Raw genomic sequence first — 23,556 nt, 5'->3', positions numbered from 1 at the left:
GCGGGCTCAGTCCTCGAGGTCGGGCGTCAACGTCAGCCGGTCCTCGGCGGCGGCCTCGACCTTCTTCGCAGAGAACGGCCACGCCAGCGTCTTGCCGTCGGCCCAGAGCTTCGTCTGGTCCACGTAGTTGCCGTGGAAGGCGTGCCCGGAGACACCGGTCAGGTTGATCCAGCGGGAGCGGTCGAGGTCGCCGAGGTCGACGACCATCCGCATCGACGGCACCGCGGTCACCTCGTAGCCCTTCGCGGCGTCCCAGCCGGTCGCGTCGACGATCCCCGACCCGCCGGCGACCGCGTACGGTCCCCGGTTGAACAGCCGCTCCACCAGCGCGATCCCGGAGGTGCCCAACGTCTGGTTCTCCAGCGTCAGCGTGTGCATGCCACCCCAGGTCCAGCGGGTCGGGTCCAGGGACTGCCGCCGCGTCATCTCGTCCCGGGCGTCGCGCATCGCCGTCCGCAGGACGTCGTCGCGGGTCTCGCGCTCCGTCTTGGTGGTCCGGTCGTCCCACCACATGCTGTTCGGCGAGTTGAGGAGCCGGCGCACCACCTCGAACCAGCGCTCGCCGCCGGCCGGCCACACGTCCTGCGGCAGGTCGTCGTGGAAGGTGCGCGCCAGGAGGTTGCGCCAGACGGCGGCGAAGTACGCCGCCGCGCCCGAGTCGCGGTCCTGCTTGAGGTCCCAGTCCCTCAGCAGGTCCTGCCCGTCGGCGTAGTAGCCGGAGCCGAGGTCGACCTCGAGCAGGTACGGCATCAGGGTGTTGGCCTGGCTGTTGTAGGTGTCGTTCTGGATCCGCGTCATGTCGTCGACGTCGAGCTTGGACGTCGCCGTGATCAGGTCGATGATCCGCTGGCTGCGGTAGCCCGCGGCCTGGCCGGTCCCGATGAGGTACGGGTACTGCCGGCCGATCACCTGCTGGTTGGCGGTCACCACGTAGCCCTCGGCCGGGTTCAGCACCGACGGCAGCTCGGCGTACGGGATGGAGCCGGTCCAGCGGTACGACGCGTCCCAGCCGGGGACGGGCCACCGGCCGTCGCCCTTTGCGCGGATCGGGACCGAGCCGGGCGCCTGGTAGCCGATGTTGCCCATGCGGTCGGCGTAGACGAGGTTCTGCGACGGTACGGCGAACTGCCGCGCGGCCTTGCGGAAGGAAGCCCAGTCGCGGGCCTTGGCGAAGCCGAAGACGGCGTCCATCGTGCGCCCCGGCGTCAGCGCGGTCCACTGCAGGGAGACCCCGAACTGGGTGCCGCCCCCGGACCGCTCGGCCACGTCCTCCATCGTGGCGTCGACGTCGGAGAGGACAGGCCCGTGCAGGGTCTCGCGCACGGTGATCGTCTCGGGGTCGTCCTCCCCGGCGACCTCGAACGTCTCCTCGCGCTCGGTGAACGGGCGCCAGGTGCCGTCGTACAGGTAGCGGTCGCCCTCGATGCGTTCGACGTAGAGGTCGGTGACGTCGGGGTACATCGTCGTGAAGCCCCACGCGATGTCGGCGTTGTGGCCGATGACGACGCCGGGCATGCCGGAGAAGGTGAACCCCGAGACGTCGAACGGGCAGGCTTCGTCCACCTGACGGCAGTGCAGGCCCATCTGGTGCCAGATGCCCGGCATGCTGGGCGCGAGGTGGGGGTCGTTGGCGAGGATGGGCTTGCCGGTGGCGCTGCGCTCCCCCGAGACGGCCCACGCGTTGGACCCGATGCCGTCGCCGAAGCCGAGCAGGGTCGGGAGCCCGGCGGTGACCGCGGAAACGCCCTTCATCGAGCCGACGAGCTGCTTCAGCCCGGCTGCCTCGGCGGAGCCGTCGGCCGGGATGGCGGAGCCGTCGGCCGCCTCGGCGGCGCGAGCGGCGTCGTCGCCCTCCGGCACGTCGTCGGCGCGGTCGGTGTCGGCGTTGCGCCGGCGTCCCGCCGACTGCTCGAACGACCCGTCCACGACGGTGCCCTGGGTGACGATCGGGTCGTGCCGGCGGAACGGGAAGCCGGGGTAGAGCGTGTCGACCTCGTCGCGCGTCAGCTTCTCGGTGGCGAGCACGCGGTCGATCTCGTCGCCCATGTTGCTGCGCAGGTCCCACGCCATCGCCTTGAGCCAGGCCAGCGAGTCGACCGGAGTCCACGGCTCGGGCTCGTAGTCGTCGCCGGTGATGCCGAGGACGGAGTACTCCAGGGACAGCGCCGAGGGCTCGCGGTCGGCCACGTAGGCGTTGACGCCGCGCGCGTACGCCTCGAGGTAGCGGCGGGTCGCCGGCGACACCTCGGCCAGCTCCTGCTCGGCGACGCGCCGCCAGCCCATCGTGCGCACGACCTTGTCGGTGTCGAGCGCCGACTCGCCGAAGAGCTCGGCCAGCCGCCCCGCGGTCACGTGCCGCCGGAAGTCCATCTCGAAGAAGCGGTCCTGGGCGTGGACGTAGCCCTGCGCCATGAACAGGTCCTCGGCGGTGTCCGCGTAGACCTGCGGGATGCCGTGGTCGTCGCGCAGGACCTCCACGTCGGCACTCAGGCCCGCGAGCTGAGCGGTGCCGGCGCGGTCGGGGAACGGCCGCCGCACGGTCACCACGGCCAGCGCGGCCAGCGCCACGAGCACGACCGCGAGCACGATCGCGACGACCACGAACAGACGCCGGGTCAGGACAGGGCGAAGTCGCAGGGCCAGGTCACGCACCCGTGCATTGTGCCGCTCACGTCGTCCCGGCGGCACGGCGGGACGGGTCCCGGACCTCTCCGCGGACCTCGCCGACGAGCTCCTCGAGGACGTCCTCGAGCATCACGACGCCGAGCTCGGCCCCGTCGTCGCCGACCACGCGGGCCATGTGGGCACCCCTGAGCTGCATGAGACGAAGGGCGTCCAGGAGCCGCGACCCCCGGCGTACGGAGCCGAGCGGGCGGATCCACTTCGCCGGGATGGGACGGGTCACCTCGGAGACCTCGAGCGCGTCCTTGATGTGCAGGTAGCCGACCAGCGCGTCGTGGGAGTCGGTGACGGGGAACCGCGAGTAGCCGGTGCGGGCGCAGGCGTCCTCCACGTCGGCGCGCGCCGACCCGACCGGGACCGTGACGAGGTCCGCGCGCGGCAGGAGCACCTGCTCGACGGTCCCCGCCTCGAACCCGAGGGCCCCGGAGACGAGCTCGTACTCCTCGGAGTCGAGCAGTCCCTCGCGGTGGGACTCGTCGATCAGGCCGGCGACCTCGTCGGAGGTGTAGGTGCTGCCGACCTCGTCCTTCGGCTCCAGCCGGACGAGGCGGACGGCGCCGTTGGCGATCGCGTTGAGCGCGACCACGAACGGCTTGAGCAGCCAGATGACGCCCAGCACGAACGGTCCGAGCCAGAGGACGACGCGGTCGGGGCCGGCCAGCGCGACGTTCTTCGGGACCATCTCGCCGAGCACGACGTGGAGGTAGGTCACGATCGCCATCGCGATCACGAAGGAGATCGGGTGCACCATCGCGTGCGGGACGTGGAGCGCCTCGAAGACGGGCTCGAAGAGGTGCGCGATCGCAGGCTCGCCGACGGCACCGAGGCCGAGCGAGCAGAGCGTGATGCCGAGCTGCGCGGCGGCCATCGCCAGGCTCACTCGCTCCATCGCGCGGATCGCCAGCCGGGCGGCTCGCGACCCGGCCTGCGCCTTCGGCTCGAGCTGGGTGCGCCGGGCCGAGATCAGCGCGAACTCCGCCGCCACGAACAGCGCGTTCAGCGCGAGCAGCACCACCACGAGCAGGATCGCGAGGACGGGGTTCATCGGTCGTCCTCCGCATCCAGCGCGTCCGGGTCGACCTCGAGGATCACCCGGTCGATCCGGCGCCCGTCGAGGCGGTCGACCCGCAGGCGGACGGCCACGGTCGTCACCTGGTCCCCCGCGACCACGGGCACGGTGAGGCCGACCTGGTCGCCGACCTCGGCGAGGCGCCCGAGGTGCTGCAGCACCAGCCCGGCGACCGTCTCGTAGTCGTCGCCCTCGGGGAGCGGCACGCCGGTCTGCATCGCGACCTCGTCAGGCCGCAGCATGCCGGACAGGACCCAGGTCCCGTCCGGACGCGAGCGCAGCCGCGCCGAGGCACGGTCGTGCTCGTCGGAGATGTCGCCGACGAGCTCCTCGACGAGGTCCTCGAGCGTGACGACGCCGTCGGTGCCGCCGTACTCGTCGAGCACCACCGCCATCTGCAGCCGCTGGTCGCGCAGCAGGACGAGCAGCGGGTCGAGCTCGATCGAGTCGGGCACGGTCAGCGCCGGGGAGGCGAGCTCGGCGAGCCGGACCGTACGACGCCGGTCCGGCGGGACGGCGACGGCGTCCTTGACGTGCACGACGCCGACCAGGTCGTCGAGGTCGTCGCCGATGACCGGGAAGCGCGAGTGCCCCGAGGAGCGGACCGCGTCGACCAGGTCCTGGGCGGTGTCGCGACGGTCGAGGAACTTCACGCGCACCCGCGGCGTACGGACGTCGGCGGCGGTGCGGTCGCCGAAGGCGATGGAGCGGGCGACCAGCTCGGCCGTCGGGCGGGCCAGGGCCCCCTCGGCGGCCGAGCGCTGCACCAGCGAGCTCAGCTCGTACGGCGACCGCGCCGACCGCAGCTCCTCCTGCGGCTCGATCCCCATCGCGCGCAGCAGGGCGTTGGCGGACCCGTTGAGGCCGCGGATCGGCAGGGCCATCACCGCGGTGAACGCCCGCTGCAGACCCTGCACTGCGCGGGCGGTAGCCATCGGGACGGCGAGCGCGAGGTTCTTGGGGATCAGCTCACCGACCAGCATCGTGACGAACGTGCTCAGCAGGAGCGCGACGAGGTAGGAGGTCGCCGACAGCGATGCGCCGGTCACACCGAGGATCTCCAGCGGCCCCCGCAAGAGCTGGCCGATCGCCGGCTCGGCGAGGAAGCCGATCGCGAGGTTGGTGATCGTGATGCCCAGCTGGGCGCTGCTCAGCTGCGTCGACAGCGTCCGCAGACCCGCGAGAAGACCCGCGGCGCGCTTGTCGCCGGCGGCGGCCGCGCGCTCGACCGACGGACGGTCGACCGTGACGAAGGAGAACTCCGCGGCGACGAAGACGCCACAGGCGAGCATGAGGAAGAAGGACGTGAGGAGGAGTAACCACTCGGTCATCAGGATGCGATCGTACCGGCCCCGCGGGGAATCGCGGCCGGGCCGACTTTGTTCTCCTGAGTGGCGCCCCGCACAATGGGCGCTGGAGATCGGTACGGCTGCCCGCCCGGGGGCGGCCGTACGCGCGAGTGCCAGAAGGAACCGACCGTGCCCACTTACCAGTACCAGTGCACCGACTGCGGCCAGCCGCTGGAGGTCCAGCAGCGCTTCAGCGACGACGCCCTCACCGTGTGCCCGTCCTGCGACGGCCGCCTGCGCAAGGTCTTCAACGCGGTGGGCGTCGTGTTCAAGGGCAGCGGCTTCTACCGCAACGACAGCCGCTCGGGATCGACGAGCAGCACGACGTCGACCAGCACCTCGAGCGACAGCAGCGCAAGCACCTCGAGCACGACGAGCACGTCCTCGTCGGCGGGCGGCTCCTCGAGCAGCACCTCGACGAGCACGTCGAGCACCGCGACGACGAGCGCCTGACCGCACCCGGTCCCGTACGGCCCCGCCTCCCTGTGGAGACGGGGCCGTCGTCGTCGGCGCCTGTGGACGGCGGCCCGTCCGGCCCGACCGGGTCCGCCACAGTGCAGGCATGGCCGATTCCCGTCCCGCCCGGTCCCGGCTCGCCGACGGGCTCGGGCCGCTGCGCCGCCGCGTGCGGACCCACCGACGGCCCCTCGCCGCCGTCTGCGCCGCCACCTCGGTGCTCCTCGCCGTCCACGCGGCCCGTCCGAGCCCGGGCCCGACGGCGCCCGTCCTCATCGCGACGGCCACGCTGCGCTCCGGCAGCCTGGTCGGGCCGGGTGACGTCGCGCGGGTCGAGGTCCCTCCGGACCTGGTGCCCGACGACGCGCTCGTCTCGGTCGAGGACACCCGCGGCCGTGTCGTCGCCGCGCCGGTCGCGAGCGGGTCGGTGCTCACCCGGTTCTCGCTCGTCGGCCCCGGGCTCCTCGCGGGCTACCGACGGGGCACGGCCCTGGTGAGCGTGCGGGTCGCCGACGCCGCGACCGTGACGCCGGTGAGGGTCGGAGACGCCGTCGACGTGGTCGGCACCGACCCGCGGGGCACGTCCGCACCACGCGTGCTGGCCCGGCGGGCCCAGGTCGCGGCGCTGCCCGCCGGCGAGGGTGACGACCGTGCGGTGCTGGTCCTGGCCGTCGACACCACGACCGCCCGGACGCTGTCGGGCGCCGGGGTCGCGTGGCACCTCGCCGTGACGGTCGTCGCATGACGCGCGGGTCGCCAGACCCTGAGTCCTGTGGTGGGGTGGGAGGACCACCACCACAGCACGGGAGACTTCACCTATGGCCGGGATCGTCGCAGGGTTCAAAGAGTTCGTCATGCGCGGCAACGTCGTCGACCTCGCGGTCGCGGTCGTCATGGGCACGGCGGTCACCCAGCTGGTGACGGCGTTCACCACGTCCTTCATCAACCCTCTGCTCGCCTCCCTCGGTGGTGCCAACGCCAACGGCTGGGGCTTCCAGCTGACCGGCGAGGGCAAGGAGACGTTCGTCGACGTCGGGGCCTTCATCACCGCGCTGATCAACTTCGTGATCATCGCCGCGGTCCTCTACTTCATCCTCGTGATGCCGATGAACAAGTTCCGCGAGAAGTTCGCGAAGCCGGCCGACGACGCACCCCCGCCGGAGGACATCGCCCTGCTGCGCGACATCCGCGACGAGCTGCGCAAGAACCGCGAGGACGCGTCGGCCGGGTCCGCCGGGTCCGGCACGCCGACCGACTAGGCCTCAGCCGCCGTGGTGCGGCGGCACGTCGCGACGCATCTCCTCGTCGCGGCTGCGATCCCGCTCACCCCATCCCTCGGCGGTCTCGTCGCGCGTCGTCGACGGCACGATGTCGCCGAGCAGCCGGGCGGCACGCAGCCGACGCCGGCGCTCCTGCTCGGAGGTGCGGGTCGCGGGTCGAGCGCCGCCTGCGCCGCCCTCGTCCGTGCCCGCCTCGTCGGGACGCTCAGGCACTCTGCGCCTCGATCACCATGGGCATCAGCCACCCGGCGTCGAAGTGCGGGTGGGCGGCCTTCCACCCGGTCGCCCGGTGGAAGCGCGCGGAGCTGACCCGCTGCGACCGCGTCAGCCACTCGAGGCGGTCGCCACCGAGCCGGAGCGTGAGGCGGCGGTAGAAGCTCGCCTGCTCCTGGCCGACCGCCTCGGCGAACGCCGCGACCAGCTCGCTGCGGCGGACGGGGTCGGCTCCGACGTTGTAGGTCCCCGACGGCGCATCGAGGGCGGCGAGCACGGCTCCGCCGATGTCGTCGGGATGGACGACGTGGGTCCACGACTGCGGCTTGCCGAGCCCGACGGCCTGACCCGCCCGTGCTCGCGCGAGGCGCCAGCGGGTGACGGCGTCGTCCCCGACGATGGTCCCGAAGCGCAGCACCACCGCGTCGCGGTGCGCGCACGCGAACTGCTCCGCGTGGGTCTCGGCGAGCACGACCGGCTCCGCGGCGCACGACACGGCGATGGGGCTGTCCTCGTCGATGAGGTGGTCGCCGTGGTCGGCGTACACGAACGACACGCTCTCCTGGACCAGCCTGCCGACGCCCGCGGCCGCCGCTGCCTCGGCGACGTTGCGGGAGCCCTCCACGTGGATGCGGTCGTTGGACTTCCACGCTCCGGGCCGGATGCCCGTGGTGCCGACCGGCATGTGCGTGGCGAGGTTGGCGACGACGTCGCACCCGCGCATCGCCTCGACGAGGCCCGAGCGGTCGAAGAGGCTCGCCCGCACCGACGCGACTCCGCGGTCCTCGAGGGTCGCGGCGTTCTCGTCGCTGCGCGCGAGGGCCACCACCTCGTGACCGGCGCTCTGGAGCGCCATGGTCACGGAGCGACCCATCACTCCGGTGCCTCCTGTGACGAAGACCTTCACCGTTGTGCAACTCCAGGTGCTGCTCGAGGCGCGTCGCGCCAGGATCGGGGGGACTCCATCACGAAAGGGTAACGGATCGGTCCCAGATCGTCACCGGGCGTGCATCACGCGTCGCTCGAGCCGGCCCACAGGTTGAGGTTCCCCTCGACCGCGTGCTCGTCGATCCGGCGCAGCTCGTCGTCGTCGAACGCGAGCGTGCGCAGGGCGCCGACGCTGTCCTCGAGCTGCGCCACGCTGGAGGCTCCGACCAGGGCCGAGGTCACGCGCTGGTCGCGGAGGACCCACGCGATCGCCATCTGCGCGAGCGTCTGGCCGCGCTCCTGGGCGATCCGGTCGAGGGCGCGGACGTGCTCGAGGTTCTGCTCGATCGTCTGCGGGTCGAGCGACTTGTCCTCCGCCGCCCGCGACCCCTCGGGCACGCCGTCGAGGTAGCGGCTCGTGAGCACCCCCTGCGCGAGCGGCGAGAACGCGATGCAGCCGACGCCGGCGTCCTCGAGCACGTCGAGCAGGCCGTCCTCGACCCACCGGTTGAGCATCGAGTACGACGGCTGGTGGATCAGCAGCGGTGTCCCGAGGTCGCGGAGGATCTGGACGGCCTCGCGGGTGCGCTCCGGACCGTACGAGCTGATCCCGGCGTAGCGCGCCTTGCCCGAGCGGACCGCGGCGTCGAGCGCGCCCATGGTCTCCTCGAGCGGGGTGTGCGGGTCGAAGCGGTGGCTGTAGAAGATGTCGACGTAGTCGAGCCCGAGCCGTGCCAGGGAGTCGTCGAGGCTCGCCAGGAGGTACTTCCGCGACCCGAGGAACCCGTACGGGCCCGGCCACATGTCCCAGCCCGCCTTGGTGGAGATCACGAGCTCGTTGCGGTACGGCGCGAAGTCCTCGGCGAGGATCCGGCCGGCGTTCTTCTCGGCCGCGCCGTACGGCGGCCCGTAGTTGTTGGCGAGGTCGAAGTGCGTCACCCCGAGGTCGAACGCGCGCCGCAGGATCGCCCGCTGGGTGGCGAGCGGCTTGTCGTCGCCGAAGTTGTGCCAGAGCCCGAGCGAGATCGCGGGCAGCTGCAGCCCCGAGCGCCCGCAGCGCCGGAACGTGGCGAGCCCTCCGTCGTCGACGCCGGCGTAGCGGTCGTCCGCCGCGCGGTAGAGGTCGTGGGGGTCGAGGATCGTACGGCGCTCGGTCATGGTCACTCCGTCTCGGTCACGGGCGCCACGACGTCGTCGACGAGGTCGGCGATGGAGTCGACGACGCGCGTGGGGCGGTAGGGAAAGCGTTCGACGTCCTCGCGGCGGGTGGAGCCGGTGAGGACGAGCACGGTGCGCAGGCCGGCCTCCATCCCGGAGACCACGTCGGTGTCCATCCGGTCGCCCACCATCACGGTGGTCTCGGAGTGGCCTTCGATGCGGTTGAGGGCGTTGCGCATCATCAGCGGGTTGGGCTTGCCGACGAAGTACGGCGCCACGCCGGTCGCGCGCGTGATGAGCGCCGCGACCGACCCGGTCGCCGGGAGGGGACCCGCCGGCGACGGGCCCGTGGAGTCGGGGTTGGTGGCGATGAAGCGGGCTCCGTTGACGATCAGCTGGATCGCCGTCGTGATCGCCTCGAACGAGTACGTGCGAGTCTCGCCGAGCACGACGTAGTCGGGGCGCGAACGGGTGAGGACGTAGCCGACCTCGTGCAGCGCCGTCGTCATGCCGGCCTCGCCGACGACGTACGCGCTGCCGTTGGGTCGTTGGTCGGAGAGGAACTGCGCGGTCGCGAGCGCGGAGGTCCAGATGTTGTCCTCCGGCACGTCGAGGCCCGACTCCGCCAGCCTCGCCCGCAGGTCGCGCGGGGTGAAGATCGAGTTGTTGGTGAGGACGAGGAACTTGCAGCCGGACTCGGTGAGCCGGCGCAGGAACTCCGCGGCCCCCGGGATCGCGTCCTCCTCGCGGACGAGCACGCCGTCCATGTCGGTGAGCCACGTCGTGACGGGCCGCTTCTCGGTCATGGCGGCAGTATCCCGTGCGCCCGGAGGTCGGGCCATCCCGCCCACCGGGCGCACGGTCTCAGGCCGCGGTCGCCTGCGGGAACAGCGTGCGCAGCACGTCCGCGAGCGTGACGACCCCCGTCGTACGCTCGTCCGGCCCCGTCACGACCGCCAGGTGGTTGCGCGTCTCGCGCATCGAGGCCAGCGCCTCCGACAACGGCGTGGCCGCCGGGAGCGAGAACACCGGTCGGCTCACGTCGGCGATCGACGCCTCGCCCGGGAGGTCGAGGGTGTCGCGGACGTGGATGACCCGGCGCAGGTCGCGGCCGTCGCCGACGAGGACCCGCAGGTGCCCCGAGCGCCGGCTGGCGGCCTGCACGTCGGCGACGGTCGCGCCCTCGCCGACGGCGGTCGGCACCGCGTGCTCGCGGACCAGGTCGCCGAGCGTGGCCGACTCGAGGTCGAGCGCGCCCGACAGCTGCGCCGAGTACGACGCGTCCAGCGCGCCCACGTTCGCCGAGTGCTCCACGAGCTGGCGCAGCGCGCGGGGGTCCTGACCGGAGGCGGCCTCGTCCACGGGCTCCACGCCGACCGCCCGGACGCACCGGTTGGCGAGCGCGTTGAGCCCGAGGAGAGCCGGGCGGAAGACCGCCATGAACGCCCGCATCGGGATCGCCAGGACGATCGCCGAGCGCTCGGGGTGCGCGATGGCCCACGACTTCGGCGCCATCTCCCCGACCACGAGGTGGAGGAAGGTGACGAAGACGAGCGCGAGCACGAACGAGGCCACGTCCGCGGTCCACAGCGGCATCCCCCACGACTCGAGCCACGGGGTGAGCGCGTGGTGGACGGCAGGCTTCGTGATCGCGCCCAGCGCCAGCGTGCAGGCGGTGATGCCGAGCTGGGACCCGGCGAGCACGACGGTGAGCTCGCCGGAGCTGCGCAGCGCCGCCCGCGCGGAGCGGCTGGTCGCGGCGGCGTCCTCCAGCCGGTGCCGCTTGGCCGCGAGCAGGGCGAACTCGATCGCGACGAAGAACGCGCTGAGCGCGATGATGGCGGCGGTCGCGCCGACGACGATCCACGGGTTGCTCATCGGTCGGTCTCCGGGGACTCGGGCGCGAGCACCTGGGCGCTCAGGCGGGACGGGACGTGACGCTCGACCGCGAGCACGGTCAGCCGCAACGTCGAGCGCGGCGGGTCGTCGTCGAGTGCCAGCTCACCCGGGTCGGGCGGCAGGAGGACGTCGACCACGGCACCGACCTCGGGGAACGCCTGGTGGTAGGCGATCGCCAGTCCGGCCACCGTCTCGAAGTCGCCCTCGGGGACGACGTGGTCGACGAGCCGGGCGAGCTCGTCGATCGGCAGCCCGCCCGCGACGACCCACGTGCCGTCCTCCGCCGCCTCGGCGAAGACGTCGACCGCGTCGTGCTCGTCGTCGATCTCGCCGACCAGCTCCTCGGCCAGGTCCTCGGTCGTGAGCACCCCGGCGAAGCCGCCGTACTCGTCGAGCACGCACGCCAGCTGCTCGCGACCCTCGGCCATCGCGGCGAGCGCACCCGGCAGTGGCATCGAGGTCGGGACGAGCAGCGGCCGTCGCATGAGCGTCGCCACGGTCGCGTCGGCCTCGTCGCGGTCGAGCGCGAGCACGTCCTGCAGGTGGACGACGCCGACGACCTCGTCGTCCTCCCCCAGCACGGGGTAGCGCGAGTGGCCGTGGCTCATCCGCGCCCGGACCTCGCCCAGGGGCGCGGCGTGGTCGAGGGTGTCGACGCGCGAGCGTGGGATCATCGCGTGCTCCGCGTCTCGGTTGGGGAAGTCGAGGATGCGGTCGAGCAGCACCGACAGCTGCGGCGGGAGGTCGCCGGAGTCACGCGAGTCGGCGACGATGTGCTCGAGGTCCCGGGCGGTCGCGGCGTGCTCGACGTCGTGGACGGGCTCGATCCTCAGGGCCCGCAGGAGCAGGTTGGAGGCGTGGTCGAAGACGGTGATCAGCCACCCGAAGACGCGGAGGTAGAGCGTCGTCGAGCGCGCCAGCGCCAGCGCGAGCGGCTGCGGCCGCGCGATCGCGAGGTTCTTCGGGAAGAGCTCCCCGAACAGCATCTGGACGAACGTCGAGAAGACCAGCGCGAGCGCCGTGCCGATCGCGATGCCGACCCCGCGCGGGACGTCGACGCCTCCGAGGGCGTCGCCGATCGCCTCGCCGATCAACGGCTCCGCGACGTAGCCGACGAGCAGGCCCGTCACGGTGATGCCCAGCTGGGCTCCCGAGAGCATGAACGACGTGCGGCGCGTCACCGCGAGCGCCCGCTCGGCCGCGGCGGACCCGTCGGCCGCCTGGGCTCGCAGGGCCGAGCGGTCGACCGACATGTAGGCGAACTCCTGGGCCACGAAGTACGCCGTGGCCGCGGTGATCGCGAGCACCACGACGATGCCCGCGAGCAGCGACAGGACCGTCACCACGTTCCCTCACCCCCTCCCGAGCGGCGCGCCGGAAGGGGGTCGGTACTGCCTGAGCTCATGTCTCTCACTCGGGTCGGGGAACGGCCTCGACGCATTCAACGCTCGGGAGGGCGGGATCGTTCCCGCGCGCTAGTGTCGTCGGGTGAGCGATCTCCTCGAGCTGGGTCTCGACACGTTCGGCGACGTCACGGCGGACGAGCACGGCGACCCCGTGCCTGCTCCCGAGGTGCTCCGCCAGGTCGTCGAGCAGGCGGTGCGTGCGGACGAGGTCGGTCTCGCGTTCATCGGTCTCGGCGAGCACCACCGTGCCGACTTCGCCATCACCGCACCCGACGTCGTCCTCGCGACCATCGCGGGTCGCACGGAGCACATCCACCTCGGCTCCGCCGTCACGGTGCTCAGCTCCGACGACCCGATCCGGGTCTACGAGCGGTTCGCCACGCTCGACGCGCTCTCGAACGGGCGGGCGGAGGTCATCCTCGGCCGCGGGTCGTTCATCGAGTCCTTCGGGTTGTTCGGGTTCGACCTCGGCGACTACGAGGTCCTCTTCGACGAGAAGCTCGACCTGTTCGCGCACCTGCTGGAGGAGAAGCCGGTCACCTGGTCGGGCACGATCCGTCCGCCGCTGACCGACCAGCCCGTCTACCCGCCGACCGAGTCCGGGCGGCTGCGCGCGTGGATCGGCGTGGGCGGCACGCCGGCGTCGGTGGAGCGGGCGGTGCGCTACCGGATCCCGATGATGCTCGCCATCATCGGCGGTCCCCCGCTGCAGTTCGTCCCCTACGCCGACTACTACCGCCGCCGGCTCGAGGAGGAGGGCGTCGCGCCGCTCCCGGTGGGGATGCACTCGCCCGGCTACGTCGCCGAGACCGACGAGCAGGCACGCGAGGAGCTGCACGACCACTGGCTCGCCCAGCGCAACCAGATCGGCCGCGAGCGCGGGTGGCCGCCCGCGACCCGCAACGACTTCGCGCAGGCAGCCGGTCCGGACGGCCCGCTCTACGTCGGCTCTCCGGAGACGGTCGCCCGCAAGATCGCGCGCAACGCCGCCGCGCTCGGCGTGAGCCGGTTCGACCTGAAGTACGCCAACGGGGCGATGCGCCACGAGCAGCTGCTGCGGTGCATCGAGCTGTACGGCTCGCGGGTCGCACCGCTCGTGCACGACATGATGACCTGATGCAGGTCAGAGACGCCTCGACGGCAGACTGGGACCGGATCTGGCCGTTCTTCGAGGCGATCGTCCGTGCCGGGGACTCCTACGCCTACCCGCTCGACCTCGACAGCGACGCCGCCCGCGCGCTCTGGATGGAGCGGCCCCCGGGCCGTACGACGGTGGCGGTCGACGCCGACGGCACGGTCCTCGGCTCCGCCAAGATGGGACCCAACCGACCGGGACGCGGCGCGCACGTCGCCACCGCCAGCTTCATGGTCGACCCGGACGCGCGCAGGAGCGGAGTCGGGCGGGCGCTCGGCGAGGACATGATCGCCTGGGTCGGCGCGCAGGGCTTCCGCGGCATCCAGTTCAACGCCGTGGTCGAGACCAACACCGCGGCAGTCCGGCTCTGGCGCGACCTCGGGTTCGAGGTCGTCGGCACGGTCCCGGCCGCGTTCGACCACGCGACGCTCGGCCTGGTCGGGCTGCACGTCATGTACAAGCCTCTGGGGTAGGCCGTTCGCAAAGCCGGCTCTGCGGGCGGCGGTGCGGGCGTAGCGTGCGAGATCATGGCATCACTCGTCATCGGGACGGTGCCGATCCACGGGCACGTCACGCCGCTGCTGGCGGTCGCGCGATACTTCGTCGACCGGGGTGACCGCGTGCGGTTCATCACCGGCGCGCGATTCGCCGACGTGGTCGAGGCGACCGGCGCCGAGCACCTGCCGCTACCGCCGGACGCCGACTTCGACGACCGCCAGGACCTCCAGGACACCTATCCCGAACGCGCCCGGCTCAAGGGCGCCAAGGCGGTCGCGTTCGACATCGAGCACGTCTTCATCGCGCCGGGGCGCGGACAGCACGACGCCGTCATGGCGGCTCATGACGAGGAACGCGCCGACGTGGTGCTCACCGACCCGGCCTTCACCGGTGGCGCCCTCCTCTTGGGCCACCCGCTCGGTTCACGTCCTCCGCTCGTCGTGTGCGGAGTCGTCCCGCTCCCCATCGCGAGCCGTGACACCGCTCCGTTCGGCATGGGCCTCGCTCCCCTGCGTGGACCTGTCGGCCGCCTCCGCAACGCGGCGCTCAGGGTCGTCGCCGCCCGGACGGTGTTCCGACGGGCCGAGGAGGTGGCACAGCAGACCAACCGCGAGCTGCACGGACGGCCGCTGCCGTTCGCGGTGCTGGACTGGCCGCGCCACGCCGAGGCGATCGTGCAGTTCACCGTCCCAGAGTTCGAGTACCCGCGCTCCGACGCACCCGCGACGCTGCACTTCGCCGGCCCGATCTCGGCGAGCGGGTCACGCGCCCCCCTTCCGCCGTGGTGGGACGACCTCGACGGCTCCCGGCCTGTCGTGCACGTGACGCAGGGGACGATCGCCAACCGCGACTACCGCCAGGCCATCTCGCCGACCCTGGAAGCGCTCGCGGACAGCGACGTGCTGATCGTCGTGTCCACCGGCGGCCGGCCGCTCGACACGCTGCCGCCGCTGCCCGCGAACGCCCGCGCGGCGGAGTACCTCCCGTACGACGACCTGCTCCCACGGACGTCCGTGCTCGTGACCAACGGTGGCTACGGCGGCGTGCAGTACGCCCTGCGGTACGGCGTCCCGATCGTCACCAGCGGCGGCAAGGAGGACAAGCCGGAGGTCGCCGCGCGCGTCGCGTGGTCGGGAGTGGGCCGGAGGATCAGGTCGGAGACGCCGTCACCGGCCGCGGTCCGCAGGGCGGTCCTCGCCGTTCTCACCGAGCCCCGCTACCGCGAGGCAGCCCGGCACGTCGCTTCGCGCATGGCCGTCGCCGGCGGGATGAGCCAGCTCGCGCAGGTCGTCGACGACCTCGCGGGCGCCGGCGCGACCAGCTAGGTCGAGGCGGCCTGCGACAGGATCGCCTCGGCCGCCGCGAAGTAGGCCTCACGGTCGAAGCCGGCCACGAGCGCGGAGTGGACGATGTAGCCCTGGCACACCCCGACGTAAACCGGGTACTCCGCCACGGCCCGCGCCCGCGCCGCGTCCGCCTCCAGACCGCGCGCGGCGTACCAGGCCTCGAGGTAGTCCCGGAAGAGCCCGCCGATCTCCTGCAACCCCCCGGAGACCGTCTCGTGGAGCTGGGGGTCGAGCTGCGCGGTCGACCACACCTGGAGCACCATGCCGGGCTCCTGCGCCGCCACGTCGGACACGCTGCGCAGGAACTGCACGAGGAGCTCGCCCGGCGGCGTCACGGCCTCGCCGGCGCGGGCTGTCTCGAGCTCGGTGAACCGGCCGACGACGACGCTGCGCATGGCCTCGCGGACGAGCTCGTTCTTGTTGGCGTAGTAGCCGTAGATCGCCCCGGCCGACAGCCCGGACTCGCGGATGATGTCGGCCATCGAGGTCCCGGCGTACCCCTTGCGTCCGAAGCAGCGCAGGGCGGCTCTGACGATCTCCTCGCGGCGCGCGACCTTGTGCGCCTCCGACACCTTCGGCATGCCGCCCACCGTAAAACGAACGAACGTTCTTGACAAAGGGACGCGGCGGCGCGAACATCAAAGAACGATCATTCGTTTTTCTTTGGAGGCCACCATGCCCGCCACCACCCCCATCTCCGACGCCCGTGCGTGGGGCCGCGCGGCGGGCGCCGCCACCCTGGCCGCGTTCGTCGTCACCCTCGTGGTCGCCGCCTTCGTGTGGCCCGCGGCGACCACCACCCCGCACGACCTCCCGGTGGCCGTGACCGGACCGGCCGCAGCCGTCGACGGCGTGACCGCGACGCTCGCCGACTCCGCTCCGGGCCGCTTCGACCTCACGACCGTGGCCGACCGCGACGCCGCGGTCGAGGCGATCCGGCAGCGCGACGTCTACGGCGCGGTCGTGCTCGGCGCCGATCCCGAGGTGCTCACCGCCTCCGCCGCGAGCGGCCCGTCCCACCAGGCCATGACCCGCCTCGCCGACGAGCTCGGGACCGCGCTCGCCGCGCAGTCCGGGGCGGCGACGCCCGCACCCTCGGTGACCGTCACCGACGTCGCGGGCCTGTCGGCCGACGACCCCCAGGGCATCGGCATGACGGCGACCGCGTTCCCCCTCGTCATCGGCGGCATCGCCGGAGGCGTCGTGATCGCGCTCCTCGTCACCGGCCGCGCTCGGCGCCTGGCGTCCCTCGGTCTGTACGCCGTCCTGGCCGGCGCGTCGACGACCGCCGTGCTGCAGGGCTGGTTCGCGATCCTGCAGGGCAGCGCGCTCGAGAACGCCGCCGCGATCGGTCTCGCCTTCCTGGCCACGAGCGCCCTGCTGGTCGGCCTGTCGAGCGTCCTCGGCCGCGCCGGGATCGGCGTCGGCGCCCTGCTCACCCTGCTGGTCGCCAACCCGATCGCGTCCGCGGCGCAGCCCCCCGAGTTCCTCCCGGGCGCGTGGGGCGAGATCGGGCAGCTCTTCGTCCCGGGCGCCGCGGTCAGCCTGCTGCGGAGCCTGTCGTACTTCCCGGACGCCGACCTCGCGCAGCCCCTCCTGGTGCTGAGCGCATGGGCGGTCGTCGGGATCGCGCTCACGCTCGTCGGCCGACGCGGGGACGCCGCGCGCGACGCCGCCGCGCCGGCGGAGGAGCAGTCCCCCGCGTACGCCGCCGCGTGATCGGCGGTCGGACCTACGCCGTGCGCCCGCGCCGCGCCGCGCGTACGGCGTAGGCGCACGCGACCAGCCCGACCACACCGAGCACGAGCGCGACGATCTGGGTCGTCCAGTCGAAGGCCGTCTCGCGGGCGAAGAACGGGAGGAAGGCGAGCTCGATCGCCACGAGGACGGTGACGAGGACGACACCCCCCATGCCGGGGCGGCCGGCCCACCAGGCGCCGATCCCGAACAGCACGCCCATGAGCGCGGCGGCGAACGGGAAGTCCATCCACGCGGTGATCGCGAGCTCGAAGACGGCCCACGCGGCGGCGGCGGCCTGGACGGGGAGTCGGGGGTTGCGCTCGAGGACTGTCGCGGTGTTGTCGGTCATGGCACCAGCGTCTGCGCGGAGACGCCGGCGTCGCGTCTGCCGTACGGCCGAAACGGGCGACTCGATGTCTGCCGCAAGACGGACATCGCCCGCGGGAGACTGCCCTAGATTGCCGCTATGGCCCTCCGCCCCCAGGTGGTCGATCGGCTGCTGGCGACCGGCATCGGAGTCGCCGGCGTGGTCGAGGCCGTCACCGGCAGCCACGGCAGCCGGATCTGGCTGGGCGTCGCCGCCAGCACGATCCTCGCCGTCCCGCTCGTGTGGCGGCGGGTCGCGCCGCTGCTGCCGGTCTTGGCGCTGGCCGGGGTGTTCGTCACGGTCATCGAGGTCACCGGCGCGATCCCGACGTCGGCCGCGATGCTCGTGGTCTGGCTCGTCGCGTCCTACTCCGTGGCGGCGTTCGGCGACCTCCGGACCGCGCTCGCCGGCCTCGCGGTCTCGGTGGCGCTGCCGGTGGCGGCGGTGCTCATGGGAGCGCTCGAGGACGGGGAGCTGACCCCGGCGAACGTCGTCGTCCCCGTGGTGCCGTGGGCCGCGGGTCGCGCGATCCGCGGCTACCGCGCCCAGTCCGTGCGGCTCGCGGAGGCGACGCGCCGCCTCGAGGAGGAGCGTGAGGAGCGCGCCCGGAGCGCCGTCGCGCTCGAACGCGCCCGCGTCGCACGCGAGGTGCACGACGTCGTCGCGCACACCGTCAGCGCCATCGCCGTCCAGGCCGACGCCGCGGCTGCTGCACTGCCTGCCGACACCCGCACGGCGACGCAACGGCTCGAGCGCATCCAGGCAGCGGCCGCGGCGGCCGTCGACGACCTGCGCGCCGTGGTCGGGGAGCTGCGCGGCACCGACGGGGCCGTGTCCCCTCAGCCGGGGCTGCACGACCTGGCCGCGCTGGTCGAGCACGCCCGTGACGGCGGGCTCGACGTGGAGATCACCGTCGCCGTCGCGGGGCTGAGCGACGGCCGCGCGCTGGCGGTCTACCGGATCGTCCAGGAGGCGCTGACCAACGTCCGTCGTCACGCCGGCGCGAGCCGTGCGTCCGTCGAGGTCTCGGAGGTGGACCACGCGGTCCGGGTCCAGGTGTGCAACGACGGGGTCAGCTACGACGGGACGCGACCGGGCCACGGCCTGACCGGGATCCGCGAGCGGGCCGAGGCGTACGGGGGGTGCCTCCAGGTGGAGGCCGTCCCCGGCGGTACGCGGCTGGTGGCCGTGCTGCCGGAGCGGCCCCGATGATCCGGGTGGCCCTGGTCGACGACCAGGAGCTCGTCCGTGACGGGTTCCGCGCGATCCTCGACCTCGAGCCCGACATCGCCGTGGTGGGCGCGGCCGCCGACGGGGTGGAGGCGCTCGACGTCATCGCGACGAGCGCACCGGACGTCGTGCTCCTCGACGTCAGGATGCCGAGGCTCGGTGGCCTCGACGTCCTCCGCCACCTCAGGGAGTCGGGCTCGACGGTCAAGGTCCTGGTGCTCACGACGTTCGACCTCGACGAGGACGTCAGCCGCGCCTTCGCCGCCGGCGCGAGCGGCTTCCTCGTCAAGAGCTGCGGCCGCGCCACGCTGGTCGCCTCCGTACGCGCCGTCGCGACCGACGACGAGCTGGTCGCACCCCAGCTGACGCGGCGGCTGGTCGAACGTTTCGTCGCGACCACCGCGGACGTGACGCCGGACCCGCGGATCGAGACCCTGTCGGCGCGCGAGCGGGAGGTGCTCGCGCTGATCGCGACCGGGATGTCGAACGCGGAGATCGCCGAAGCACTGATCGTGTCGACGGGCACCGTGAAGACGTACGTGGCCCGGCTGCTGCCGAAGCTGGGAGCGCGCGACCGCCTCCAGGCAGCCGTCCTCGCCTACGAGCTCGGGCTGGTGCGCCCCGGCCGACGCGGAGCAGCCGACGCGCGGTGATGGAGAAGTGCCCCCGGCAGGATTCGAACCTGCGACACCCGCTTTAGGAGAGCGGTGCTCTATCCCCTGAGCTACGAGGGCGCACGGGGCAAGACTAGCGGGCGCGATCACCAGTCGAGCAGCGGCACGAACCGGTAGCCGCCGTGCTCGCTGACCGCGGTGCTCCCCTCCTCGTCGCGCACGACCCGCGTCATCCGGCCACGCACCGGGACGACCATCACGCCGCGCTCGCCGAGCTGGTCGACCAGCGGCGTCGGCAGGGAGCGCGCCTGGGCGGAGACGAGCACCCGGTCGTACGGCGCGTCGCTGGGCCACCCGAGGACGCCCCGCTCGGCGAGCTCCACGCGCGCGTGCACCAGACCGAGCGCGGCGAGGGCCGCCACCGCCCTCGTACGCAGCTGCGGCACGACCTCGACCCCGACGACCTCGCCCTCGGGCCCGACGAGACCGGCGAGCAGCGCGGTCGTCCACCCGGAGCCGGCCCCCACGTCGAGCACGCGCATCCCCGAACGCACGTCGAGGAGCCGCAGCATCGCCTCGACGGTCCGCGGCTGAGAGCTGGTCTGCCCCCACCCGATCGGCAGCGGCCCGTCGACCGCGGCGAAGCGCTTCTGGTCGTCGGGGAGGAAGTCCTCCCGACGGACCTGGCCCATCACCTCGCTCACCCTGTCCCCCATACGCTCCAGTATGGTTCGGGCCATGGACACGCTCCGCCTGATCCTGCTGGCGATCCATCTGCTCTCGTGGGCCTTCGTCGTCGGCGCCTGGGCGTCACGGCTGCGGACGCCGGTCCCGATCGCGAAGGGCGTCCCGCACGCCGCCGCCACGGCACTGCTCACCGGGCTCCTGCTCGTCGCCGTCCGTCAGATGGACGACCTCGAGGTCAACAACACCAAGATCGGCATCAAGCTGGTCGTGGCGCTGGCGGTGACCGTCCTGGCGTTCGTCGCCGACCGCAAGGGCGACCGTGCCCCGGTCTGGATGGCGCACGCCGTCGGCGGCCTCGCGGTCGTCAACGTGCTCATCGCCGTCCTCTGGCAGTAGCTCAGCCCCGCTCGAGCGGATCCGGGCCCGTCTGCTCGTCCTCCGCCTCGAGCGCCACCGCCTCGACCAGCTCGGGGTCGTGCAGCTCGGCCGCGAGCGGAGCACCGTCGACGAGGTCCCCCTCGGCGGGCGCCTGGTCGTCGTCGCGGCCGTAGCGGAAGCGCGCCATGCTGTAGCCGAGCAGGGCGAACGCGATCAGCGACGAGACCATCATGCTCAGCCCGGTCCCCCAGCCGCTGAACGGCAGCTTCGGCCCCAGCGGACCGACCTCGGGGACGTCGGGGCTCATCCACCAGATGAAGCCGAAGGCCATCACCGAGAGCGCCCCCAGCGCGCTGAGCGCGATCCGGGGCCACGTCGCCACCCCGTAGCGCGCCGCCTCGAACGCCTTCGCCTTGACGGGTTCGACCCGGCGCCCTGCCCACTCGTAGCGGTTGGACAGGATCGCGAGCCCGGCGAACATCATCAGCAGGCCCGGGCCCGGGAGCACCAGGGCGGCGATGCCGGTGACGATCAGCAGCCAGCCGAGCATCTCGATCCCCGTGGCGCGCAGCCACGACGCGAACCCGCGCACCGACGTCATGACCCTCCCTCGTCCCACGGCACCAGCATGCCAAAGCCGGCGAAATCGAGGGTGGACGACCGCCACGCAACCATCCCGTCACCGCCGCCGCATGGAGGCCGCCCGCGAGCGCTGCGCCGCCCAGCGCACCAGCGTCGCCGGGCTCATCGGCCCACCGAAGTAGTAGCCCTGGAAGGCGAGAGTCCTGCTGCGACCTGCCTTCAGCACAGCCAGCACGGCGTCGACCTGGGCCTGGCGCTCGATCCCCTCGACGACGGTCCGGAGATCCATCGCCGCCGCCATCTCGAGCATCGAGGCGAGGAACGCGGACTGGCCCTCGTCGGTGTCGACCTCGCGGGAGAAGATCCGGTCCAGCTTGAGCACCTGGACGGGCAGCCTCATCAACCGCTCGAGCGACGAGAACCCCACCCCGAAGTCGTCGACGGCCAGCACGGCGCCGCGGTCGATCAGGTCCTCCATCACCCGCGACGCGATCGCCTCCTCGCTGATCGACTCGGTCTCGGTGATCTCCAGCGTCAGCGGATGCGGAGCGAGGAGACCGACGGCGCGGTGGACGCGGGTCAGGAACTGCGGCGACCCGAGCTGACGTGCCGACAGGTTGACCGCGATCGCCGTGTCGGGCTCGAGGGCGTGGTCGAGCTGCTCCAGGTCGTCGCAGACCTGGTCGAGCACGAGCGCACCGATCGACTCGATGAGGTTGGCCTCCTCGGCGAGCGGGATGAACTCCTCCGGCGCGACGACCTCGCCGTCCTCGGTCCAGCGCGCGAGCGCCTCCACGGCGAGCAGGCGCTGGTCCTCGGCCGACACGATCGGCTGGTAGACGACGCGCAGCCGGCGCTCCTCGATGGCGCGTCGCAGCCGGTCGACCAGCTCCAGCGAGCGCACCCGCTCCTCTCCCATGGCGGCACGGTAGACGACCACCCGGTCACGCCCCTCTCTCTTGGCGACGTACATCGCGATGTCGGCGTTGCGCAGCAGCTCCGACGCCGACACGGGCTCCTCGTCGGTCGACGCGACGCCGATGCTGACGGTGATCTCGATGGTCCGGGTGTCCACGACGATCGGCCGGGAGACGGTCGTGCGGACCTGGGCCGCGACCTCGTGGGCATGCTCGAGCAGACCTGGGGATCCCGACGCCGGGGTCGTCACGAGGATCGCGAACTCGTCACCGCCCAGCCGCGCCACGTGCACGTCGTCGGGCAGCTCGGCAGCCAGCCTGCGGGCCACCTCGATCAGGGCGGCGTCGCCGCTGGCGTGACCGTACTGGTCGTTGACCTTCTTGAAGCCGTCGAGGTCGCAGAACAGGATCGCGCACGGCTGCGTCCTCGGGCCCTCGCCGGCGATGACCTCGTCGACGGTCGCGAGGAACACCGAACGGTTGCTCAGCTTGGTGAGCGCGTCTCGCTGGGCGTTGTCGACCAGGTCGCGGTTCATCCGCATCCGCGAGAGCGCCTCCTCGGCCTGCTGGGCGATCGACTCCAGCGCCTCGGTCCGTCCCAGCGTGCCGGCCTGCGGGCCGCCGTTGCCCTGGATGACGAGCCAGTAGACGTCGTCGCCGGAGATGAAGAGCCGCCAGAGGTCGTGCGGCTCCGGCAGCTCGGTCCGCAACCCGGAGCCGGGCGACTTGCCGAGCTGGCGCACGCCCGCGTCGAGGACCGCCAGCACCTGCCCCTCGGTCGAGGCCGAGTGCAGGGAGTTGGCCGTCTCGAAGAGCACGTTGAGGCGGCGAGCGGTCTCGCGCTCCCGCGTGAGCCCCTTGACCGCGGCGAGCACGATCACCAGCGCCGGCAGCACCGCGAGCAGCGCCCACGGCGACTCGGTCCGGTAGAGCAGCACCGACACGTAGCCCAGCGCGTTCACCCCGGCGTAGACCGCGTAGAGGGTGAGGATCTCGTACGCGCGTCCCGCGAGGCCCTCCTGGGCCGGCGGGGCGGCCACGTGGACGCGCAGCAGCGAGGCGCCCACGTCGACGAGGAACGCGAGGGTGAACGCGACGACGACGGCCGCGACCTCCACCGAGCCGAACGTGCCCGTGTCGAACGCCGAGACCACCGCGACCGCGACGCCGCCGGAGACGATCGCCAGCGCGGCGTCGAACAGGCGCGGCCCACGGGCCACCGGGACCATCTGGGCGAGCCCGATGCCGATGATCCACAGGGCGAGCGCCTGGGGCCACGGCAGCGTCAGCGCCAGGAGCACCAGCACGCACGACTCGATCCCGACGACGAGCCAGTCGTCGTACCGGTCGAGGTACAGCGGGGCGGAGCCGGCGAGGACGATCGCGGGGACGGCGAGCAGCCACCACGGGTCGAGGGACTCGTCCTCGACGAGGATCCCCACCACCGTGACCACGACGACGGCGGCCGCTGCGGCGACGACCGCAGCGGTCAGGAGCGCACGTGCCGGCGGCGGCGCTGCGTTCATCGACGTCCCCCCTGGTCGTCCGCCGACAGTGACGTCCGCCGACCTCCTGAGCACCATGCAACAACACCCGGGGTCGCGCCGCTTCGGAGTTGTCCTC

The 23,556-nt window shown here is 72.7% G+C and carries 24 protein-coding genes and 1 tRNA gene; 10 read left to right on the top strand and 15 right to left on the bottom strand.

The window, feature by feature from the left end; all coding sequences use genetic code 11:
• Nucleotides 1-6: 6 nt before the first annotated feature.
• From ACQSSQ_RS03610 to ACQSSQ_RS03600, 3 genes are read right to left on the bottom strand one after another with little or no spacing between them, the layout of a single operon-like run.
• Nucleotides 7-2,652: a penicillin acylase family protein gene (locus ACQSSQ_RS03610; RefSeq protein ID WP_431325667.1), complete on the bottom strand. Its 2,646-nt coding sequence runs from the start codon at nt 2,650-2,652 to the stop codon at nt 7-9.
• A gap of 16 nt (nt 2,653-2,668) precedes the next feature.
• On the bottom strand, nt 2,669-3,727 hold the full coding sequence (locus ACQSSQ_RS03605) for a hemolysin family protein (protein ID WP_431325666.1): 1,059 nt from the start codon (nt 3,725-3,727) through the stop codon (nt 2,669-2,671).
• Nucleotides 3,724-5,082 (bottom strand): hemolysin family protein, encoded by a 1,359-nt coding sequence (locus tag ACQSSQ_RS03600; protein WP_431325665.1) that lies wholly within the window; start codon nt 5,080-5,082, stop codon nt 3,724-3,726. The genes ACQSSQ_RS03605 and ACQSSQ_RS03600 overlap by 4 nt, the downstream gene beginning before the upstream one ends.
• 147 nt (nt 5,083-5,229) lie before the next feature.
• Between ACQSSQ_RS03600 and ACQSSQ_RS03595 the strand changes: the two genes are divergently transcribed.
• From ACQSSQ_RS03595 to mscL, 3 genes are all read left to right on the top strand, one after another.
• Nucleotides 5,230-5,553, top strand: a complete 324-nt coding sequence (locus tag ACQSSQ_RS03595; RefSeq protein WP_431325664.1) for an FmdB family zinc ribbon protein — start codon at nt 5,230-5,232, stop codon at nt 5,551-5,553.
• A 109-nt stretch (nt 5,554-5,662) separates the two neighbouring features.
• Nucleotides 5,663-6,301 (top strand): SAF domain-containing protein, encoded by a 639-nt coding sequence (locus tag ACQSSQ_RS03590; protein ID WP_431325663.1) that lies wholly within the window; start codon nt 5,663-5,665, stop codon nt 6,299-6,301.
• A 73-nt stretch (nt 6,302-6,374) separates the two neighbouring features.
• Entirely contained in the window at nt 6,375-6,815 is a 441-nt protein-coding gene (mscL, locus tag ACQSSQ_RS03585; RefSeq protein ID WP_431325662.1) for a large conductance mechanosensitive channel protein MscL, read from the top strand.
• Between the two features lie 3 nt (nt 6,816-6,818).
• Here mscL and ACQSSQ_RS03580 read toward each other — a convergent pair whose 3' ends face one another.
• The 6 genes from ACQSSQ_RS03580 to ACQSSQ_RS03555 all read right to left on the bottom strand — a co-directional run bounded on the left by ACQSSQ_RS03580 (nt 6,819) and on the right by ACQSSQ_RS03555 (nt 12,376).
• Entirely contained in the window at nt 6,819-7,049 is a 231-nt protein-coding gene (locus ACQSSQ_RS03580) for a hypothetical protein (protein WP_431325661.1), read from the bottom strand.
• Nucleotides 7,042-7,956, bottom strand: coding sequence for an NAD-dependent epimerase/dehydratase family protein (locus ACQSSQ_RS03575; RefSeq protein WP_431325660.1), 915 nt, complete (start codon nt 7,954-7,956; stop codon nt 7,042-7,044). Before ACQSSQ_RS03575 ends, ACQSSQ_RS03580 begins: the two co-directional genes overlap by 8 nt.
• Before the next feature lie 104 nt (nt 7,957-8,060).
• Complete coding sequence (gene mgrA / locus ACQSSQ_RS03570; protein WP_431325659.1) at nt 8,061-9,134, bottom strand: L-glyceraldehyde 3-phosphate reductase; 1,074 nt, start codon at nt 9,132-9,134, stop codon at nt 8,061-8,063.
• 2 nt (nt 9,135-9,136) lie between these two features.
• Entirely contained in the window at nt 9,137-9,940 is an 804-nt protein-coding gene (locus ACQSSQ_RS03565; protein ID WP_431325658.1) for an HAD-IIA family hydrolase, read from the bottom strand.
• Between the two features lie 58 nt (nt 9,941-9,998).
• A complete protein-coding gene (locus tag ACQSSQ_RS03560) occupies nt 9,999-11,012 on the bottom strand; it encodes a CNNM domain-containing protein (protein ID WP_431325657.1) in 1,014 nt (337 codons plus the stop codon).
• The gene (locus ACQSSQ_RS03555; protein WP_431325656.1) at nt 11,009-12,376 is read right to left on the bottom strand and encodes a hemolysin family protein; all 1,368 of its coding nucleotides are present in this window, start codon (nt 12,374-12,376) and stop codon (nt 11,009-11,011) included. Before ACQSSQ_RS03555 ends, ACQSSQ_RS03560 begins: the two co-directional genes overlap by 4 nt.
• Nucleotides 12,377-12,521: 145 nt before the next feature.
• Here ACQSSQ_RS03555 and ACQSSQ_RS03550 point away from each other — a divergent pair, with 145 nt between their 5' ends.
• From ACQSSQ_RS03550 to ACQSSQ_RS03540, 3 genes are read left to right on the top strand one after another with little or no spacing between them, the layout of a single operon-like run.
• The gene (locus ACQSSQ_RS03550) at nt 12,522-13,556 is read left to right on the top strand and encodes an LLM class flavin-dependent oxidoreductase (protein WP_431325655.1); all 1,035 of its coding nucleotides are present in this window, start codon (nt 12,522-12,524) and stop codon (nt 13,554-13,556) included.
• Nucleotides 13,556-14,047 carry a GNAT family N-acetyltransferase gene (locus ACQSSQ_RS03545; protein WP_431325654.1) on the top strand — a complete coding sequence of 164 codons (492 nt, stop codon included), beginning with the start codon at nt 13,556-13,558 and terminating at the stop codon, nt 14,045-14,047. Before ACQSSQ_RS03550 ends, ACQSSQ_RS03545 begins: the two co-directional genes overlap by 1 nt.
• Before the next feature lie 54 nt (nt 14,048-14,101).
• Nucleotides 14,102-15,397: a glycosyltransferase gene (locus tag ACQSSQ_RS03540; protein WP_431325653.1), complete on the top strand. Its 1,296-nt coding sequence runs from the start codon at nt 14,102-14,104 to the stop codon at nt 15,395-15,397.
• Here ACQSSQ_RS03540 and ACQSSQ_RS03535 read toward each other — a convergent pair.
• Complete coding sequence (locus tag ACQSSQ_RS03535; protein WP_431325652.1) at nt 15,394-15,999, bottom strand: TetR/AcrR family transcriptional regulator; 606 nt, start codon at nt 15,997-15,999, stop codon at nt 15,394-15,396. The two genes, ACQSSQ_RS03540 and ACQSSQ_RS03535, sit on opposite strands and share 4 nt — an antisense overlap.
• A gap of 94 nt (nt 16,000-16,093) precedes the next feature.
• Here ACQSSQ_RS03535 and ACQSSQ_RS03530 point away from each other — a divergent pair, with 94 nt between their 5' ends.
• Nucleotides 16,094-17,137, top strand: a complete 1,044-nt coding sequence (locus ACQSSQ_RS03530; RefSeq protein WP_431325651.1) for a hypothetical protein — start codon at nt 16,094-16,096, stop codon at nt 17,135-17,137.
• A 13-nt stretch (nt 17,138-17,150) separates the two neighbouring features.
• Here ACQSSQ_RS03530 and ACQSSQ_RS03525 read toward each other — a convergent pair whose 3' ends face one another.
• Complete coding sequence (locus tag ACQSSQ_RS03525) at nt 17,151-17,507, bottom strand: hypothetical protein (RefSeq protein WP_431325650.1); 357 nt, start codon at nt 17,505-17,507, stop codon at nt 17,151-17,153.
• A gap of 117 nt (nt 17,508-17,624) precedes the next feature.
• Here ACQSSQ_RS03525 and ACQSSQ_RS03520 point away from each other — a divergent pair, with 117 nt between their 5' ends.
• Together ACQSSQ_RS03520 and ACQSSQ_RS03515 are read left to right on the top strand one after the other, a co-directional pair.
• Nucleotides 17,625-18,737, top strand: coding sequence for a sensor histidine kinase (locus tag ACQSSQ_RS03520; RefSeq protein WP_431325649.1), 1,113 nt, complete (start codon nt 17,625-17,627; stop codon nt 18,735-18,737).
• A complete protein-coding gene (locus ACQSSQ_RS03515) occupies nt 18,734-19,408 on the top strand; it encodes a response regulator (protein ID WP_431325648.1) in 675 nt (224 codons plus the stop codon). Before ACQSSQ_RS03520 ends, ACQSSQ_RS03515 begins: the two co-directional genes overlap by 4 nt.
• A gap of 8 nt (nt 19,409-19,416) precedes the next feature.
• Here the strand turns inward: ACQSSQ_RS03515 and ACQSSQ_RS03510 are convergent.
• A tRNA-Arg gene (locus tag ACQSSQ_RS03510) sits at nt 19,417-19,489 on the bottom strand.
• Nucleotides 19,490-19,515: 26 nt separating this feature from the next.
• Complete coding sequence (locus tag ACQSSQ_RS03505; protein ID WP_431325647.1) at nt 19,516-20,085, bottom strand: protein-L-isoaspartate O-methyltransferase family protein; 570 nt, start codon at nt 20,083-20,085, stop codon at nt 19,516-19,518.
• A gap of 22 nt (nt 20,086-20,107) precedes the next feature.
• Here ACQSSQ_RS03505 and ACQSSQ_RS03500 point away from each other — a divergent pair, with 22 nt between their 5' ends.
• Nucleotides 20,108-20,452: a hypothetical protein gene (locus tag ACQSSQ_RS03500; RefSeq protein ID WP_431325646.1), complete on the top strand. Its 345-nt coding sequence runs from the start codon at nt 20,108-20,110 to the stop codon at nt 20,450-20,452.
• Between the two features lies 1 nt (nt 20,453).
• Here the strand turns inward: ACQSSQ_RS03500 and ACQSSQ_RS03495 are convergent, their stop codons facing one another.
• Nucleotides 20,454-21,035 (bottom strand): PGPGW domain-containing protein, encoded by a 582-nt coding sequence (locus tag ACQSSQ_RS03495; protein WP_431325645.1) that lies wholly within the window; start codon nt 21,033-21,035, stop codon nt 20,454-20,456.
• Nucleotides 21,036-21,113: 78 nt separating this feature from the next.
• A complete protein-coding gene (locus ACQSSQ_RS03490) occupies nt 21,114-23,459 on the bottom strand; it encodes a putative bifunctional diguanylate cyclase/phosphodiesterase (protein WP_431325644.1) in 2,346 nt (781 codons plus the stop codon).
• Between the last annotated feature and the right edge of the window lie 97 nt (nt 23,460-23,556).

Origin of the sequence: Mumia spirodelae, assembly GCF_050632745.1 — a bacterium.
GTDB lineage: Bacteria > Actinomycetota > Actinomycetes > Propionibacteriales > Nocardioidaceae > Mumia.
The sequence above is the reverse complement of the archived record's forward strand: the minus strand, read 5'-3'. Positions and strand labels throughout refer to the sequence as shown.